The sequence below is a fragment of the Pseudomonas sp. OTU750018 genome, assembly GCF_011636575.1.
GTDB classification, from domain to species: Bacteria; Pseudomonadota; Gammaproteobacteria; order Pseudomonadales; family Pseudomonadaceae; genus Aquipseudomonas; species Aquipseudomonas peli.
In genome coordinates this window covers 229,976-248,340 of the sequence record NZ_JAAPAU010000002.1, presented here as the reverse complement: position 1 = coordinate 248,340, position 18,365 = coordinate 229,976, and the positions used below count along the sequence as shown (strand labels likewise).

The window sequence follows — 18,365 nt, the reverse complement described above, 5'->3', positions numbered from 1 at the left end:
ACTTCGCCCCGTCAGGAATGACCATGGCGGGGCGAAGTGGTTTCACAGAGGTCGTTCAGACCTCAAGGCGGATCACTTGAGATCGAAACGATCCAGGTTCATCACCTTGGTCCAGGCAGCCACGAAGTCCTGCACAAACTTCGCGGGTGCATCGCTGGTGGCATACACCTCAGCCTGAGCGCGCAGCTGGGAATTGGAGCCGAACACCAGATCAACCTGGGTGGCGGTCCATTTCAGGTCGCCGGTCTTACGGTCGCGGCCTTCCAGCACACCTTCGCTGGCAGACTTCTGCCACTTGGTGCCCATGTCGAGCAGGTTGACGAAGAAGTCATTGCTCAGGGTTTCCGGACGCTTGGTGAACACGCCATGCTGGGCTGTGCCGGCATTGGCATTGAGCGCGCGCAGACCGCCAATCAGCACGGTCATCTCCGGTGACGTCAGTTCCAGCAGCTGCGCCTTATCGACCAGCAACTCGGCCGCAACGTTTTCGTAACCCTTGCGGGCGTAGTTACGGAAACCATCGGCCTTGGGCTCCAGTACCGCGAAGGACTCGACATCGGTCTGATCCTGCGTGGCGTCAGTACGGCCTGGGGCAAACGGCACCACGGCATCCACACCAGCCTTCTTGGCAGCAGCTTCCACCGCGGCAGAACCGGCCAGAACGATCAGATCCGCCAGCGAGACTTTCTTACCGCCAGCAGCCGAGGCGTTGAAGTCTTTTTGGATGGCTTCCAACGCTGCCAGCACCTTGGCCAGTTCAGCCGGCTGGTTAACTTCCCAGTCCTTCTGCGGGGCAAGACGAATGCGCGCGCCGTTGGCACCACCACGCTTGTCGCTGCCACGGTAGGTGGATGCTGACGCCCAGGCCGTATTGACCAGCTGAGCAATCGACAGGCCGGACGCCAGGACTTTGGCTTTGAGGCCAGCGATGTCCTGCGCGTCAACCAGCGCATGATTGACCGCCGGAACCGGGTCTTGCCAGATCAGTTCTTCCTGCGGCACCAGCGGGCCGAGGTAACGAGCACGCGGGCCCATGTCGCGGTGGGTCAGTTTGAACCAGGCGCGGGCAAAGGCATCAGCGAATTCCTGCGGGTTCTGGTGGAAACGGCGAGAAATCTTCTCGTAAGCCGGGTCCATGCGCAGCGACATGTCCGCAGTGGTCATCATCGGTGGGTGTTTCTTCGCCGGGTCGTGGGCATCCGGGATCAAGTGCTCGGGTTTGACGTTTTTCGGTGTCCACTGATGGGCACCGGCCGGGCTCTTGGTCAGTTCCCACTCGTAACCGAAGAGCATGTCGAAATAACCGTTATCCCAAGTAGTGGGGTTCGGTTTCCAAGCCCCTTCGATACCACTGGTGGTGGTGTGTACGCCTTTACCAGTGCCGAGCTTGTTGATCCAGCCCAGGCCCTGCTCTTCCAGCGGCGCGGCTTCCGGCTCAGGGCCAACCAGGGAAGGATCACCGGCGCCGTGGGCTTTACCGAAGGTGTGACCGCCGGCTACCAGCGCCACGGTTTCTTCGTCGTTCATCGCCATGCGGGCGAAGGTTTCGCGCACATCGCGGCCCGATGCCAGTGGGTCAGGATTACCGTCCGGACCTTCCGGGTTAACGTAGATCAAGCCCATCTGCACGGCGGCCAACGGGTTTTCTAGCTCTCGATTACCGGTGTAGCGGCTGTGCGGTTTGTCGCTGGTGGCCAGCCACTCGGTTTCCGAACCCCAGTAGGTGTCTTCTTCCGGCTCCCAGATGTCCGGACGGCCGCCGGCAAAGCCGAAGGTTTTGAAGCCCATGGATTCCAGCGCAACGTTACCAGCCAGCACGAACAAGTCGGCCCAGGACAGTTTGCGGCCGTACTTCTGCTTGATTGGCCACAGCAGACGGCGGGCCTTGTCCAGGTTGCCGTTATCCGGCCAGCTGTTGAGAGGCGCAAAGCGTTGATTGCCAGTGCTCGCACCACCACGTCCATCATGGATGCGGTAAGTGCCGGCAGCGTGCCAGGCCATACGGATCATCAGACCACCGTAATGCCCCCAGTCGGCTGGCCACCAGTCTTGCGAATCGGTCATCAACGCAGTGAGGTCTTCAATAACGGCATGCAGATCAAGCGTCTTGAATTCCTCGGCGTAATTGAAGCCTTCGCCCATGGGGTCGGACTTGGAGGAATGCTGATGAAGAATTTTCAGGCTGAGTTGGTTAGGCCACCAGTCGGCATTCTTTGGGGCGCCACCCGCCACAGTGTTGGTTCCGGTAGCACCCGAGAATGGGCATTTCGCATCATTTGACATGTCTCTCTCCTGTTGTTTTTCACCTAACGGGGTGGACTCAGCTTGGTAGCTGGACTGCGAACGAGCCAATAGGATTTGGGTATGACCTTTATAGTAGTCCGGGTATATGTCGCCGTGACTATAGAGTCAATGCCGCAAGACAGCTGATAAAGTAACGGCTATCAGCGTCCTATTGGCGCCTTGATAGATCGCATTTACTTCCCCCCTATTGAGTGCCGATTCGTGGAAGAGACCCGCCAAACACCTGATGCCAGCGACGCCGACGTGCTGGCTTTTATGCAGCGCCAACTGCGCTCTGGCCGAGTAAAAACCAGCGTATTGGTGAGCCTGACGCAAAAGGAATTTGCCGATGTCAGCCATGAGCGCATCGTGCAATGTTTCAATCAGTTGGATTCCACCTTGCTCAAACGCTAAGTGGCAGCCAACGCCGAACAGTGCCCTGTTTGACTTAACCCTCGCTTGCCCGCTCGACTCGACACTGGAAGCAGTTGAACTTGGAGCGGATATGCACGTAGGCCACGTGGGGATCGCTGAGAATCTGCTGACAAACTGCTGTTAATGATTTGCCGGGCACCACCTGACCGGTGTCGTAGCGAATCCAGTCGTCGCTGCCATAGCCACGCACAATCGCCGGTTCCAGAAACGCAAACCAGGCAGGCAATGTCGCCTGCTCATACCGTTCACAGGGTTGCTGATGCAGAAAGATCGGCCCAGTTTCGGCATAGGGTTGCAGAGCTGCAAAGGGCCGGTGAGCCAACACCAGCTTGGTTGCACCGGGTGTGATCAGGCTCAGACAATGCCGGCAAGGATTGGCCAGGCCTTCAGCCGGGCGCTGCACCGGTAACTGGCCGTTGGCATCCAGACCGCCTTGCCAAATATGCATGGCCTCGGCATGGGCTATGCCGTGAACGTGTAACGCAATGGGGGCGGTATCAGTGGGTAAGGTCATCGCAACAACTCCTTGAGTGGGGTGTGCGACACACCTTAGGCAGCCGACGAGGTGCTCGCGATGCAATTCTGACTTTCAAATTTAAGGGCTTTTGTTCAATCTCGGATGCGCCGTTATGCTCGCGGCGATCCAATCCGGTTCTGCAGGGAGCGTTAGCCATGCTTGGCAAATTATTAGTAACCCTCGGCATCGTGTTTTATGCCGTGGTGGTGCCGATTTTCGAGTTGAACGACTCGCACGTGTTTAACCCCAACTGGGAGGCACATGCGCGTTTCATGAGGTCTGGCAATTGGCGACCAATTGCGCGATTGGTGCGTTCTCGTTCTGGCTGGTGTGGTTTAAAGCCAACATACGGCTGAGCAGCCTGATGACTTTCTTCGTCACCGGCGGGTTTCTCCTGGCCTATGCCTTGCGTGGCAGCTACGGCGGCTCGATGGTGTTGTCCGATGGTTCGGAAAAAATGATCCTGAGCATCAACCTAGGCTTGTTTGCCTATTCGCTGGCAATCATCCTTGCGCTGCTGGCCCTGTATCTGGATCGTTCACACCGGCCTGCAACTTAAATTCGCGCCGAGTATCTGATGCCTCGGCCCAGTGTCTGCGTCAGTAAATGCGAACGCCCCCTTCCGGAGATTCAGATGTCCCGCACACCCTCACTCAAGCCCTTACTCGCCCTGATTGCCCTCGCCTGCTTTGCCATGCTCGGCGGCGCTTTGCTGCTGCAGCACCTGGCCGGCTGGGAGCCGTGCACCTTGTGCATTCAGATTCGCCTGTGGCTGCTTTGTGGGGGCGCTCTCAGCTTGCTGATTCTGGTTGCTGAAGCCCTTGGCCTGCGCTGGCTGACCTTGCCGTTATGGCCGTTGCTGCTGGCTGCGGCGGGCATGGCGGTGTATGACAACACGCACTTGGTGCTGATCGAAACTGGCGTGCTGGAAAGCTCCAGTTGCTCGCCCTTCCCCTTCTATGCCTTTTACCTGCCGCTGCATGATTGGTTGCCCAGCGTGTTTATGAGTGCAGGTGTGTGCGGGGAGAACGACTACAGCATTCTCGGCCTGTCGTTTACGTACTGGACATTGCTCAGTGTTGCCTTGCTCTTGGCGCTGAGCCTGCTAGCTGCCTGGCGTGCAGTGCGCCGCTGATCATTTAGCGCAAATCTTTTGCAGGTGGCGGTAAAACGCCACCTGCCCTCTTATAAGCGGATTTTTGCCGATTTTTGCCCGAAAATGGCGAGCCATCGCCACTCACTGTGCGTTTGATCACGCATGTTTTGTGGCTGAACCAGCCCTGCAGCCCTGCTGCTACTCTGGCATACGCATTGCGATATAGCCGGTGCTCTGCGCACAGCAAATGAATGTGTCGCCGAATTAATCTGACACGAATGCCAGCCTGCTAAGCCCCATCCTGGCTCGCCGTCAGCACCACAACATAAGAACAACAGGACCATCCGCTATGTTGAAGACGATCTGCGCCCTCGCCGCTGGCAGCCTGCTACTGGCGTCTACCACGCTTCACGCGGCAACCGACAAGGGGCCAATCGTGATCAAGTTTGCCCATGTGGTTGCAGACAACACCCCTAAAGGCCAAGGCGCATTGCTGTTCAAGAAACTGGCCGAGGAGCGCCTGGGCGACAAGGTAAAAGTTGAGGTCTACCCCAACTCCAGCCTGTACGGCGATGCCAACGAGCTCGACGCATTGGCTAAAAACGAGGTGCAGCTGCTGGCCCCGTCGCTGGCCAAGTTCGAGAAATACACCAAGCAATTGCAGGTGTTCGACCTGCCTTTCCTGTTCGATGACCTGGACGCCGTCAACCGCTTCCAGAAGCGCGCGAAAGGCCGCCAGTTACTGCGCTCTATGGAAGACCACAACATTGTCGGCCTGGCCTATTGGCACAACGGCATGAAGCAACTTTCGGCAACCAAAGCGCTGCTGGTACCGGGTGACGCAGCCGGTTTGAAGTTCCGTATCCAGCCTTCATCGGTGCTTGAGGCGCAGTTCAACCAGCTCGGCGCCACGCCGCTGGTTATGCCATTTGCCGAAGTCTTCGACGCGCTGAAAAGCGGCAAAGTGCAGGGGGCGGAAAACCCCTGGTCAAACATTTACAGCAAGCAACTGCACACGGTGCAGCCGTTTATAACCGAGACCAACCATGGCGTACTCGACTACATGCTGGTGAGCAACCCACGTTTCTGGTACGGCATTCCGCACCAGATCCGCATGGAGCTTGAAGGCATCATCGACGAGGTGACCTACGAGGTGAACCGCCAGGCTGAAGCCGCTAACCAGGCCGACCGCGACCGCATCGCCGCAGCCACCGGCACGCAAGTTATCGCCCTTAACGATGAACAACGCGATGCCTGGCGCCAAGCCATGCAGCCGGTGTGGAAACAGTTCGAAGGCGTGATCGGCGCCGACATAATGAAGGCCGCACAAACGGTTAACCGCAACAAGCGTTAAGAGCCTGTTCACGATCTCGCGAGCTAGAGCTACACAAGGCGAAAACAGGTGAGGAAGCGGAGTTTACTGGTGTAAATGAGCACGACTCGTTTCACTCGCCCTGCGGGTCACGCTAAAGCGCGTTAGCCGCAAGCGGGCCGAGCCTGTTTTTAACGCAGTAGGGCCGACGCGCAGCAGATCGTGTGCTGGCTCTAAGACGTGCGCCATCGCACTCCACTGTCTCGCCAAGTGCAGTAACCTCCGCGCCGCTCTAACTAGCCCCTTCTACGTGCCCCAGGTTAATCACCCGGGGCGCTGGCAAAAAGCCGCTACGCTTTAACCTTCGTATAGCGCCTGATGATCCCGATTATTCAAGACTGCTCGCCTGCCTCAACCAAGGACTCTCCTATGTTCAAGTCGATTGCTGCTATAGCCATTGGCACCCTACTGTTCAGTGCATTCAACCTTTGCCACGCTCAAGAACAGGAGCCCATCCTGATCAAGTTTGCCCATGTCGCCGATGAGCACACGCCCAAGGGCCAGGGCGCTTTACTGTTCAAACAGTTGGTCGATCAGCGTCTGGCAGGCAAGGTCAACGTCGAGGTTTATCCGGCTTCCAGCTTATTTGGCGACAACAACGAGCTGCAGGCCTTGGCCAACAACGAGGTGCAATTGCTCGCACCGTCGCTGGCCAAGTTCGAGAAATACACCAAGCAGTTGCAGGTGTTCGATCTGCCCTTCCTGTTCGATGACCTAGAAGCCGTAACGCGCTTCCAGAAGCGCGCCAAAGGCCGTCAACTGCTGCGCTCCATGGAGACGCACAACATCATTGGCCTGGCGTATTGGCATAACGGTATGAAGCAACTTTCGGCGACTAAAGCGCTGCAGGTGCCCAGTGATGCGGTGGGTTTGAAGTTCCGCATTCAGCCTTCCAGCGTGCTGGAAGCGCAGTTCTACCAAATCGGTGCGGCGCCCTTGGCCATGCCCTTTGCCGAGGTCTTCGACGCGCTGCAAAACGGCAAGGTACAGGGCACCGAGAATGCCTGGTCGAACATCTACACCAAGCAGCTGCACACCCTGCAGCCGTTTATCACCGAGACCAACCATGGTGCGCTCGACTACATGCTGGTCAGTAACCAGCGCTTCTGGTTCTCCATACCCCACAGTATTCGCAGTGAGCTGGAAGCCATAATCGATGAAGTGAGTTTTGAGGTTAACCGCCAGTCCGAGGCCGCCAATCGCGCTGATCGCCAGCGTATCGAGGCCTCGGGCAGCAGCCAGATCATCAGCCTAAGTGACGAACAACGTGCAGCCTGGCGCACCGCCATGCAACCGGTTTGGCAGCAGTTTGAAGCTGAGATTGGCGCAGACATACTCAAGGCCGCGCAAACGGTTAACCGCAAATCCCGCGAATAACCATGCCCCTAAGTCTTAAGCGTCAATACGGCGGTTACCTGTACTGACGCTTAGGGCGCTTCTTGCTCCGACACTTCGAACTCATCCTGCCAACCACCACCCAGCGCCGCGATCAGCTGCACGCTGGCGGTCAGACGATTGCCCAGCAAGCTGAGGGTGGTGCGTTCATTGTTCAGCGCAGTGGCCTGCACACTGACCACGCTGTTGAAGTCCACCGTACCGGCGCGGTACTGATTTTCGATCAGGCGCAGGGATTCGCGGGCGGCGTCCAGTGCCTCCTGCTGGATCACGGCTTCCTGCTGCAGCACACGCAGTTGCACCAGGTAATCCTCCACCTCACGGAAGCTGTCGAGCACCGACTGGCGGTATTGCGCCACGGTCTGGTCGTAGGCCGCTTCGCTGCGTTCCAGCTCGGCGCTGCGCGCGCCGCCATCGAACAGGGTCAGCGCCAACTGCGGGCCGAGCGACCAGAAACGGTTGGGCAGATTGATCCAGTCGGCAAAGCTGCTGCCACGGTAGCCGCCGCTGGCGGAAATGGTCAGATCTGGGTACCAGGCGGCTTCGGCGACGCCAATCTCGGCGTTGGCGGCTATTACCCGGCGTTCCGCAGCCGCGACATCGGGGCGGCGTTCCAGCAGTTGCGACGGCAAAGCCACGGGGATTGCTGGCAACGCTGGCAATTGCTCGCGTACGGCAATGCTCAGCTCGCTAGGCGGCACGCCGATCAGTACGGCAATCGCATGCTCCAGCTGCGCACGCTGCCATTTCAGGTCGATGGCCTGAGCCTGGGTGCTTTTCAACTGGGTCAGCGCCTGGCTGACATCGGATTTCGGCACGATGCCAGCGTTGTACTGGTTTTCCGTGAGTTTCAGCGAGCGTTCATAGGCCGCCACAGTGGCATCGAGTAGGCGTTGTTGATCATCCAGCACGCGCAGTTGCAGGTAGTTCTGCACCAGCTCGGCCTGCAAGCTGAGCTTCAGTGCCGCCAGGTCGGCAGCGCTGGCCTCATAGCTGGCGCGACTGGACTCCAGCGAGCGGCGCAACTTGCCCCAGATATCCAGCTCCCAGGCGGCATTCAGGCCCAGTTCATAACTCTTGCTGATCCCCCCCGCGCTGCCTGTGGTGCTGAAGCTACTGGTATTGGAGCCGTTGCCCTGGCTGCTACGGGTAGCACCGGCACTGCTGGAGAGGCTCGGGTAGAACGCCGCGCGCGCGCCGCGCACCAACGCACGGGCCTGGCGATATTGCGCCTCACTGGCGGCCAGGTTCTGGTTGGAGATATTCAGCCGCTCGACCAGGGCATTCAGCTCGCTGTCGCCATACAACTGCCACCAGCTGCCGCGCTCCAGCACATCACCGGGCTTGGCCTGGGTCCAGCCTTCAATCTGTTTGAACTGCGCCGGGGTTTGCAACTGCGGGCGCTGATAATCCGGGCCGATGGCACAGGCGCTCAGGGCCAGACTCAACGCCAGCAAGGTGGGTAAACGATAGGCAGCGAGGGCTTTCATAGCGGGGTTTCCAGGGCAGCGTCAGTGCGCACTCCGCGCCAGCGGTTGACCCGGTGGCGCAGGCGGTCGAAATACAGGTAGATCACCGGTGTGGTGTAGAGGGTCAGCAACTGGCTCAATACCAGCCCACCGACAATCGTGATGCCCAGCGGCTGGCGCATTTCCGAGCCTTCGGCGCTGCTCAGCATCAGCGGTAATGCGCCGAGAATCGCCGCCAGGGTGGTCATCATGATCGGTCGGAAACGCAGCAGGCATGCCTGGCGGATCGACTCGTACGGGCTCATATGCTGCTGACGTTCAAGCTGCAGGGCCAGGTCGATCATCAGAATCGCGTTCTTTTTGACGATACCGATCAGCAGGAACAACCCCAACAATGAAATCAGGCTGAACTCGATGCTCATCAATTCCAACGCAAGCAATGCGCCGACGCCGGCCGATGGCAAGGTGGAGAGAATGGTCAGCGGATGGATATAGCTCTCGTACAGTACGCCGAGGACGATATACACCACGACCAGGGCCATCAGGATCATCCATGGCTGATTCTGTTGCGTCTGCTGGAAAGCACCACCGGTACCACCCAGCATGCCTTGAACTTCCGTGGGTAACGCAATGCGCGCAATGGCCCGATCAATGGCCTGGCTGGCTTGATCCAAGCTGACCCCCTCGGCCAGGGAAAAACCGATATTTTCCACGGCAAACTGCCCTTGGTGGCTCACCCGGTCTTCTTCCAGGCTGCGCTCCCAACGGGCAAAGCTGGACAAGGGCACCCGCGCGCCCTCGCTGGTAATCAGCTGAATCTGGTCGAGGGTTTCCGGGTACTCAGCGAACTTCGGATTGATCTCCATGACCACGCTGTATTGATTGAGGCTGTCGTAGATGGTCGACACCTGGCGCTGGCTAAAGGCGTTATTCAGCACAGCGGTAATCATGTTCATATCCACGCCCAGACGCTTGGCCACATCGCGGTCAACCACCAGACGAATCTGCTGAGTGCCTTCGGCCTCTTTGGCATCGATATCGGTCAGCTCTGGCAAGGCCCGCAACGCTTCACGTACGGGGGGCAACCAAGTGCGCAGGGCATCGAGGTCGCCTGACAGCAGCATGTACTCGTTTTCCGAGCTGCGCCCTTCTCGCCCACCGATCTGCAGGTCCTGATCCGGCATCAGGAACATCCGCCCGCCCGGCACTTTCGGCACTGACTGGCGCAGGCGGTTGATTACCGCCTGCGCGTCGACCTTGCGCTCAGTAACTGGCTTCAAGCGCACGATCATAAAGGCGTTGTTGATGCCGCCACTGCCGCCAATAAACCCGGCCACGCTTTCCACTGCAGGATCGGCCAGCACGGCACGGCGATAAATCTCCATTTTCGGCTGCATGACCTGGAATGACAGACCGTCATCGCCGCGAATAAAGCCGATCAATTGGCCGGTGTCCTGCTGCGGCATAAAGGTTTTCGGCACGCTGACAAACAGAAAGATATTCAGCGCGATGGTGGCCAGCAGGCTGAACAACATCAGCAGCGAATGCTTGAGAGCCCAGTCCAGCCCCCGTGCGTAAAACGCCAGCACACGTGTCTGCACAGCCGCGCCCCAGCGTTGCATGATGCTGGGCGGGCGTTCAACAGTGTCGGCCTTGAGCCAGCGCGCACAGAGCATCGGCGTCAGCGTCAGCGACACCAGCAGCGAGATCACGATGGCCACGGCCAGGGTGATGGAAAACTCGCGGAACAACCGCTCGACGATACCGCCCATAAACAGGATCGAGATAAACACCGCGACCAGCGACAGGTTCATCGCCAGCAAGGTGAAGCCCACCTCCCGCGCGCCCTTGAACGCCGCCGCCATCGGCGTTTCGCCGGCCTCGATATGCCGCGAAATGTTTTCCAAAACGACGATGGCATCGTCCACCACCAGGCCGGTGGCAATGATCAGCGCCATCAGCGACAGGTTGTTCAGGGAGAAATCCAGCAGGTACATCACCGCAAAGGTGCCGACCAGCGACACCGGCACGGCCAGGGCCGGAATCAGCGCTGCACGCCAGCGGCCAAGGAAGGCGAACACCACCAGTATCACCAACACCACGGCGATCAGCAGGGTCTGCTCAGCCTCATGCAGGGTGGCGCGTATCACCGGCGAGCGGTCCATCGCCACTTCCAGCTCGATACTGGCGGGGATCACCGCGCGCAAGGCCGGCAACTGCTCGCGAATGCCGGCAATGGTTTCAATGATATTAGCCCCGGTCTGCCGGTTGATGACCAGCAGCACCGCCTGCTCATCGTTGAAGAAGCCGCTGTTGTAGCGGTCCTCGACACCATCGGTCACGCTCGCGACATCGCCCAGTCGCACGGCTGCGCCGTCCTGGTAGCGAATGATCAGCGGCAGGTAATCGGCGGCTTTCTCCAGCTGATCGCTGGCCTGCACTTGCCAGTGCCGCTCGGCATCTTCCACCGCGCCTTTCGGCCGCTTGGCGTTGGCCGCGCTGATGCTCTGGCGCACGTCATCCAGGGCGATGCCGTACTGATCGAGCAAGCGTGGCTCCAACGCCACGCGCACGGCGGGCAAGGAACTGCCGCCGATCTGCACTTCACCCACACCGGTGACCTGGGCGAGCTTCTGCGCCAGGATGGTCGAAGCCACGTCATACAGCTGGCCCTTGTTGAGCACGTCGCTGGTCAGCGACAGCACCATGATCGGCGCTTGCGACGGGTTGATCTTGGCGTAGGTCGGCATGCTGCGCATGCCACTGGGCAGCAGCTCGCGTGAGGCATTGATGGCCGCTTGCACCTCGCGGGCGGCGGCATTGATGTCCCGATCCAGGTCAAACTGGATCATGATCCGCGTACTGCCCTGGCTGCTGCGGCTGTTCATCTGGCTGATGCCAGCAATGGTGCCGAGTGAGCGTTCCAGCGGTGTGGCCACACTCGACGCCATGATCTGCGGGCTGGCCCCCGGCAGGCTCGCCTGCACGGTGATCGTGGGGAAATCCATCTGCGGCAGCGGCGCGACCGGCAGCAAACCAAAGCTGACGCCGCCGAGCAGCAGAATCGCCAGGCTCAGCAGCAAGGTCGCCACCGGCCGGCGGATAAAGGGCGCGGAGAGGTTCATCGGCTGACCACTAGCCCGGCCGCGCTACGGCCGCTAATGCGCCGCGACAGGCGATCGAAGTACAGGTAAATCACTGGTGTGGTGAACAGCGTGAGTATCTGGCTGAGCAGCAACCCGCCGACCATCACCAGGCCTAGCGGTTGACGCAGTTCAGCGCCGGAGCCGGTGGCCAGCATCAGTGGAATCGCGCCAAACAGCGCGGCCAGGGTGGTCATCAGAATCGGCCGAAAGCGCAGCAGCGCCGCCTGGTAGATCGCCGCTTCCGGCTGCATGCCCTGGTTGCGTTCGGCGTCGAGGGCGAAGTCGATCATCATGATCGCGTTCTTCTTGACGATGCCGATCAGCAGAATGATGCCGATGATCGCGATCAGCCCCAGCTCGTTGCCGCTGATCAGCAACGCCAGCAGCGCGCCAACCCCCGCCGAGGGCAAGGTGGAGAGGATGGTGATCGGGTGGATGTAGCTCTCGTAAAGCACGCCGAGCACGATGTACATGGTAACGATGGCCGCGAGAATCAGCAGCAAGGTGCTCGACAAGGACGCACGGAAGGCTTCAGCCGCGCCCTGGAAGCGCGTCTGCACCGCCGGAGGAATGCCGATCTCCTGCTCGACCCGCTCGATCACTGCCACCGCCTCGCCCAGCGATACACCGCTGGCCAGGTTGAATGACAGGGTCGCGGCCGGGAATTGGCTGATATGGTTGATCAACAGGCTGGCGGCGCGTTCCTCGACCTGGGCCAGAGTCGACAGCGCGACCTGCTGGCCGTCGGCGGCCTTGACGTGAATCTGCCGCAACGCCGCCGGGCCAATGCTGCCGGCGTTCTCACTCTCCAGCACCACGCGGTACTGGCTGGACTGGGTGTAAATAGTGGAGATTTGTCGCTGACCGAAGGCGTCGTAGAGTGCGTTGTCGATATCGGCAATGCTCACGCCCAACCGCCCGGCCATGTCGCGGTCAATCTGCAGAAACACCTGCAAGCCACGGTTCTGCAGGTCGCTGGCCACGTCCGTCAATTCCGGCTGCTCGCGCAGCGCACTGACCAGCTTGGGCACCCACTCTTCCAGCAGGCTGATATCCGGCGACTCCATGCTGAATTGGAACTGCGTGCGGCTGACCCGATCCTCGATGGACAGGTCCTGCACCGGTTGCAGGTACAGCTCAATGCCAGGAATCCGCGCCAGTTCTGGCCTTAGGCGTTCGATAATCTGGCTGGCACTGACATCGCGCTCGGCCCGTGGCGTCAGGTTGATCAGCAGACGGCCGCTATTGAGTGTCGGGTTGTCACCGTCCACGCCGATGTAGGACGACAGACTGGCCACGGCCGGGTCCTGCAGTATCACCTCGGCCAGGCGTTGCTGACGCTCGCTCATGGCGCGGAAGGAAATCGACTGCGGCGCCTCGGAAATGCCCTGGATCACCCCGGTGTCCTGCACCGGGAAAAAGCCCTTGGGCACGACGAGGTAGAGCACTACAGTCAGCGCCATCGTGCCGATGGCTACCAGCAGGGTCAGCGGCTGATGCTTGAGTACCCAGGTCAGCCATACGCCGTAACGGGCGATCATGCCGTCGATTACCGCTCCAGCGGCGCGGTAGAAACGCCCTTCTTCTTCGGGCTTTTCCGCCTTGAGCAGGCGCGCGCACATCATCGGCGTCAGAGTCAGCGACACCACCAGGGAAATCAGAATGGCCACCGCCAGGGTGATGGCAAATTCGCGGAACAAGCGCCCCACCACATCGGCCATAAACAGCAGCGGAATCAGCACGGCAATCAAGGAAATGGTCAGCGATACCAGGGTAAAGCCGATTTGCCTGGCGCCTTTGAGCGCCGCATTTAGCGGCGTTTCACCCTCTTCCAGGTGGCGGGCGATGTTCTCCAGCATGACGATGGCGTCGTCCACCACAAAGCCGGTGGCAATGGTCAGGGCCATCAGCGTCAGGTTGTTGATGGTGAAACCGGCTAGGTACATCACGCCGAAGGTGCCGACCAGCGACAGCGGCACGACAATCGACGGGATGATGGTCGCCGAGACTTTTCGCAGAAACAGGAAAGTCACCAGTACCACCAGAGCGATTGCCAGCAGCAGCTCATGCTGCACACCCTTGACCGCCGCGCGGATGGTTTCGGTGCGGTCGGTCAACACGCTGACCTCGACGCTGGCCGGCAAACCTTGGGTCAGGTTCGGCAGCATGGCCTGAATACGGTCGACCACATCGATTACGTTGGCACCGGGCTGGCGCTGCACGTTGACCAGCACGGCCTCGCTGCGATTGGCCCAGGCGGCCAGGCGCTGGTTTTCCGCGCCGTCGATAATTTCGGCGACATCCTTAAGGCGCAGCGTGGCGCCATTCTGGTAGTCGAGGATCAGTTCGCGGTATTCGTCGACGGATTTCAGCTGGTCATTGGCATCCAGCTGCGACACCCGCGTCGGGCCGTCGAAGTTGCCCTTGGGCTGGTTGACGTTGCTGGCGGTGATCAGCGTGCGTATATCGCTGAGGTTCAGGCCATAGGACGCCAATGCTTCGGGGTTGACCCGGATGCGTACCGCCGGGCGCTGGCCGCCCGCGAGGGTGACCAGGCCAACGCCGCTGGTTTGCGCGAGCTTCTGTGCCAGGCGAGTGTCGACCAGATCGAACACCTGCGGCAGCGGCATGGTTTTCGAGCTTATGGCCAGGGTCAACACTGGGGTGTCGGCCGGGTTGACCTTGTTGTACACCGGCGGTGCCGGCAGGTCGCTGGGCAGCAGGTTGCTTGCGCCATTGATCGCTGCCTGCACTTCCTGCTCGGCGACATCCAGCTTCACCTCCAGGTTAAAGCGCAGGGTAATCACCGAGGCGCCGCCGGAGCTGGTCGAGGACATCTGTTTTAGCCCGGCCATCTGACCGAACTGGCGCTCCAGGGGCGCGGTGACCGCACTGGTCATCACATCCGGGCTGGCGCCTGGATACAGGGTCATCACCCGAATGGTCGGGTAATCTACTTCCGGCAGCGCCGACACGGGCAGTAAGCGGTAGGCGATCAGACCACTCAAGAAGATCGCCAGCATGATCAGCGTGGTGGCGACCGGACGCAGGATAAACAGACGGGAGGCGTTCATTGGACGCGCGGCGCTCCCTGGCGCTCAGGCATTGCCGGCTCGGTTTGGGCGGCGACAGGCTTGTCGTCGATCACCTCAACCTTGTTGCCCGAACGCAGGCGGTCGGTGCCTTCCAGCACCAGGCGATCACCCGCTTTGAGGCCCTGCTCGACCACGCTGAGTTGGCCGTCGCTGGCACCGACGCTGATCGGCGTCAGCTGCACCTTGTCTTCCGCGTCCACCACATAGGCAAAGGTGCCACTGGCGCCAAACTGCAGCGCGGCGGCCGGCATCAGGGTGACGTTCTGCAGTGTTTTTACCCGTAGGCGCACGTTGACGAACTGGTTGGGGAAGAGCATTTCCTCGGCATTGGCGAAGCGCGCTTTAAGCTTGACCGTGCCGGTGGCGGTGTCGATCAGGTTATCGACGCTCTCCAGCTCGCCTTCGGCCAGTTTGAGCTTTTCACTGCGATCCCAGGCCTCGACCGCGAGGGTTTTGCCTGCGCGCAGCTGTTGCACCACGGCCGGCAGCTCGGCTTCGGGCAGGGTAAACATCACGGCAATCGGTAGGGTCTGGGTAATCACCACCAGCGGCAGCGTATCGCCACTGCTGACCAAGTTACCCACGTCAGCCTGACGGATACCCAGGCGACCGGTAATCGGTGCACGAATCTGGGTGAATTCCAGGTTCAGCCGCGCGGTGGCGACATCCGCCTGCAGGCTCTTGATCCCGCCCCGGTACTGGTTGACCAGGGCTTCCTGGGTATCGAGGGTTTGCTTGGCAATCGAATCTTCGGCGTACAGACCGCGGTAACGCGCTAGGTCCAACTCGGCATTGCGCAGTTGCGCTTGGCTTTCCTGCAAGGCGCCCTGGGCCTGCTGCAAGGCGATTTCATAAGAGCGCGGGTCGATAACCGCCAGCAAGTCGCCGGCTTTGACCTGTTGGCCGTCCTTGAACAGCAGCTTGACTAGCTCACCTTCGACCCGGCCGCGCACATTCACCGTGTTATAGGCGGTGACGGTACCCAAGGACTTGAGCTCAACCGGGAAATCACCTTGCGTCACGTTGGCAACACGCACGGGCACCGGCCCACCATCGCGCCACGGCCCACCGCGTGCGGGTGCTTCCGGCGGGCTGGGCCAGAACCACCACAACAGTAAGGCCAGAACTACCAGCGCAAGCGAGCCGACCAGCCATTGGCGCGACAGGTTACGAGGACGGGTGGTGAGCTGTGTATCAGGCATGGCGACAATCACTTCCTTGGGGAGCGTGAACGATATTCACTATCAGCCACCCTGCAAAGCCTCTTTACCGCCTATTTACCTTTTCCTTACGTAACTAAATGTCTGATCCGAATAGAAAATTGCCGGAACAGTAGTGACCGCTGCGCGGCGATGGTCCGTAAGTGATGGCAGGCAGAAATAAAAACGGCCTGCAATGCAGGCCGTTGGCACAACGTAATCAGCTGTTACTGAAGCGCAGCCATCGCAGCGGCGTAGTTCGGCTCGTCAGCAATTTCGCCAACCAGCTCGCTGTGCAGCACCTTGTCGTTTTCATCCAGCACCACCACAGCGCGGGCAGCTACACCCACCAGCGGACCGCTGGCGATGGCCACACCGTAGTTCTGCAGGAAGTCAGCACCACGCATGGTCGAAAGGTTGATCACGTTTTCCAGACCTTCAGCACCGCAGAAACGCGCCTGGGCAAATGGCAGGTCAGTGGAAATGCACAGCACCACGGTGTTGGCCAGTTTGCTGGCACCGGCGTTGAACGTACGCACGGAGGTGGCGCAGGTTGGGGTATCAACACTTGGGAAAATGTTCAGGACTTTGCGCTTGCCGGCCAGGCTGGCCAGGCTCACGTCGCTCAGGTCGCCGGCAACCAGGCTAAACGCCGGCGCTTGCTGACCAACCTGCGGCAGTTGACCGGTAACTTCAACCGGGGAACCTTTGAGGGTGACTTGTGCCATTGGAAACGATCCTTATCAGTGGATTTGAGGGGCGGTGAACAAGTAAGGGCGCGAACCGGCCAAATGGCAAGCACGCGCCCCTGCAAAGAGGGCAAGCAGAGCTGACCGTTGAGTCAGACTACCCTGCGCGCCCAGGCGACACATCAATTTTTTGCGAAGTGATCCTTGGTCAGCTTGACCACGATCGGACTGAGCAACAGCAGCGACAACAGGTTAGGAATCGCCATTAGGCCATTGAGGGTATCGGCCACCAACCATGCGAAGTCCAGCTGGGCAATCGCACCGAACGGCACGGCTACCACCCAGAGAATGCGGAACGGCAGGATCGACTTGGTGCCGACCATGTATTCCCAGCACTTCTCACCGAAGTAGCTCCAGCCGAGGATGGTGGTAAAAGCAAACACCACCAGGGCCAACGTCAGGATATAACCGCCGACGCCTGGCATCGCCTGTTCGAAAGCTGCTGCCGACAGCGCTGCACCGCTGGCACCGCTGGTCCACACGCCGGAGGTGATGATCGCCAGGCCAGTCATCGAGCAGATGATGATGGTGTCGATGAAGGTCCCGAGCATGCCGATCATCCCCGAACGTACCGGGCTGTTGGTGGTGCCAGCCGCCTGAGCGATACCTGCAGTACCCAGACCTGCTTCGTTGGAGAAAATACCGCGCGCCACACCGAAGCGAATCGCCGCCATCACCGCCGCACCGGCAAAACCACCGGTAGCAGCTATAGGGGTAAAGGCGTAGGTGAAGATCATTTCAAAGGCTTTGGGGATTTCCGATGCATTGACCACCAACACCACCATGGCGGCGATGATGTAGGCCACGCACATAAAGGGCACCAGGGTCGCTGCGACCTTACCGATACGCTTGATGCCGCCGAGGATCACCATGCCGACAATCACCATGGTCACCACACCGGTAACCCACAGCGGAATATTGAAGGTGGTTTGCAGAGCTGCGGCCATGCTGTTGACCTGCACCATATTGCCGATGCCGAAACCGGCAAAGCCGCCGAAGATGGCGAACGCGGTACCCAGCCACAGCCACTTCTTGCCCAGGCCATTCTTGATCGCGTACATCGGACCTCCGACGTGCTCGCCGCGCTCATCCTTCTCGCGGTAATGCACCGCAAGCACCACTTCGCAGTACTTGGTGGCCATACCGACCAGTGCGGTACACCACATCCAGAACAACGCACCGGGACCGCCGAGGAAAATCGCTGTGGCTACACCGGCGATATTGCCGGTACCGACAGTGGCGGCCAGGCAGGTCATCAGGGCCTGGAACGGGCTGATTTCACCGCTCTCGGCATCACCTTTCTGACGGCCTTGCCACATCAGTTTGAAGCCCGCGCCAATCTTGCTCAGCGGCATGAATTTCAAACGCAACATGAGGAACAGACCGGTGCCGAGAATCAGCACCAGCATGGGCGGGCCCCAGACCACGCCATTGAGTTGATTGACCAGGGTGTTGACGAATTCCATGCTCATTTCCTTATTCTTGTAGTGAACGCGAGGTGGGTAGCCTTCGCTTGTCCGATTGCCGGGTAGGCCAAACTGATGAGCAGAACGCGAACCGGGTTGGCGCGCCTGCAAACAGCGGATCGGGCTATACCAGCCAGCACAAC

At 60.0% G+C, this 18,365-nt stretch carries 13 protein-coding genes; 5 read left to right on the top strand and 8 right to left on the bottom strand.

What is annotated here, in order from left to right:
- Positions 1-72: 72 nt before the first annotated feature.
- On the bottom strand, positions 73-2,283 hold the full coding sequence (gene katG, locus HCI85_RS09975) for a catalase/peroxidase HPI (RefSeq protein ID WP_167144595.1): 2,211 nt from the start codon (positions 2,281-2,283) through the stop codon (positions 73-75).
- A gap of 222 nt (positions 2,284-2,505) precedes the next feature.
- On the opposite strand from katG, the gene HCI85_RS09970 reads away from it, so the two are divergent.
- Positions 2,506-2,697 carry a hypothetical protein gene (locus tag HCI85_RS09970; protein ID WP_167144357.1) on the top strand — a complete coding sequence of 64 codons (192 nt, stop codon included), beginning with the start codon at positions 2,506-2,508 and terminating at the stop codon, positions 2,695-2,697.
- 34 nt (positions 2,698-2,731) lie between these two features.
- On the opposite strand, the gene HCI85_RS09965 is transcribed toward HCI85_RS09970, so the two are convergent.
- Complete coding sequence (locus tag HCI85_RS09965; RefSeq protein WP_167144594.1) at positions 2,732-3,232, bottom strand: DUF1203 domain-containing protein; 501 nt, start codon at positions 3,230-3,232, stop codon at positions 2,732-2,734.
- A gap of 289 nt (positions 3,233-3,521) precedes the next feature.
- On the opposite strand from HCI85_RS09965, the gene HCI85_RS09960 reads away from it, so the two are divergent.
- From HCI85_RS09960 to HCI85_RS09945, 4 genes are all read left to right on the top strand, one after another.
- Positions 3,522-3,794 (top strand): hypothetical protein, encoded by a 273-nt coding sequence (locus tag HCI85_RS09960; protein WP_241693765.1) that lies wholly within the window; start codon positions 3,522-3,524, stop codon positions 3,792-3,794.
- 75 nt (positions 3,795-3,869) lie between these two features.
- Positions 3,870-4,370 carry a disulfide bond formation protein B gene (locus tag HCI85_RS09955; RefSeq protein ID WP_167144593.1) on the top strand — a complete coding sequence of 167 codons (501 nt, stop codon included), beginning with the start codon at positions 3,870-3,872 and terminating at the stop codon, positions 4,368-4,370.
- Between the two features lie 310 nt (positions 4,371-4,680).
- Positions 4,681-5,685 carry a TRAP transporter substrate-binding protein gene (locus HCI85_RS09950; RefSeq protein ID WP_167144592.1) on the top strand — a complete coding sequence of 335 codons (1,005 nt, stop codon included), beginning with the start codon at positions 4,681-4,683 and terminating at the stop codon, positions 5,683-5,685.
- Positions 5,686-6,072: 387 nt separating this feature from the next.
- On the top strand, positions 6,073-7,080 hold the full coding sequence (locus tag HCI85_RS09945) for a DctP family TRAP transporter solute-binding subunit (protein ID WP_160086865.1): 1,008 nt from the start codon (positions 6,073-6,075) through the stop codon (positions 7,078-7,080).
- A 50-nt stretch (positions 7,081-7,130) separates the two neighbouring features.
- On the opposite strand, the gene HCI85_RS09940 is transcribed toward HCI85_RS09945, so the two are convergent.
- From HCI85_RS09940 to HCI85_RS09915, 6 genes are all read right to left on the bottom strand, one after another.
- Positions 7,131-8,588 (bottom strand): efflux transporter outer membrane subunit, encoded by a 1,458-nt coding sequence (locus tag HCI85_RS09940; RefSeq protein WP_167144591.1) that lies wholly within the window; start codon positions 8,586-8,588, stop codon positions 7,131-7,133.
- On the bottom strand, positions 8,585-11,692 hold the full coding sequence (locus HCI85_RS09935; RefSeq protein ID WP_167144590.1) for an efflux RND transporter permease subunit: 3,108 nt from the start codon (positions 11,690-11,692) through the stop codon (positions 8,585-8,587). Before HCI85_RS09935 ends, HCI85_RS09940 begins: the two co-directional genes overlap by 4 nt.
- The gene (locus HCI85_RS09930) at positions 11,689-14,787 is read right to left on the bottom strand and encodes an MdtB/MuxB family multidrug efflux RND transporter permease subunit (protein WP_167144589.1); all 3,099 of its coding nucleotides are present in this window, start codon (positions 14,785-14,787) and stop codon (positions 11,689-11,691) included. The genes HCI85_RS09935 and HCI85_RS09930 overlap by 4 nt, the downstream gene beginning before the upstream one ends.
- Positions 14,784-16,010, bottom strand: coding sequence for an MdtA/MuxA family multidrug efflux RND transporter periplasmic adaptor subunit (locus tag HCI85_RS09925; RefSeq protein WP_167144588.1), 1,227 nt, complete (start codon positions 16,008-16,010; stop codon positions 14,784-14,786). The genes HCI85_RS09930 and HCI85_RS09925 overlap by 4 nt, the downstream gene beginning before the upstream one ends.
- 224 nt (positions 16,011-16,234) lie before the next feature.
- Positions 16,235-16,735, bottom strand: coding sequence for a thiol peroxidase (gene tpx / locus HCI85_RS09920; RefSeq protein WP_160086855.1), 501 nt, complete (start codon positions 16,733-16,735; stop codon positions 16,235-16,237).
- 143 nt (positions 16,736-16,878) lie between these two features.
- A complete protein-coding gene (locus HCI85_RS09915; RefSeq protein WP_160086853.1) occupies positions 16,879-18,222 on the bottom strand; it encodes an alanine/glycine:cation symporter family protein in 1,344 nt (447 codons plus the stop codon).
- Positions 18,223-18,365: the final 143 nt, after the last annotated feature.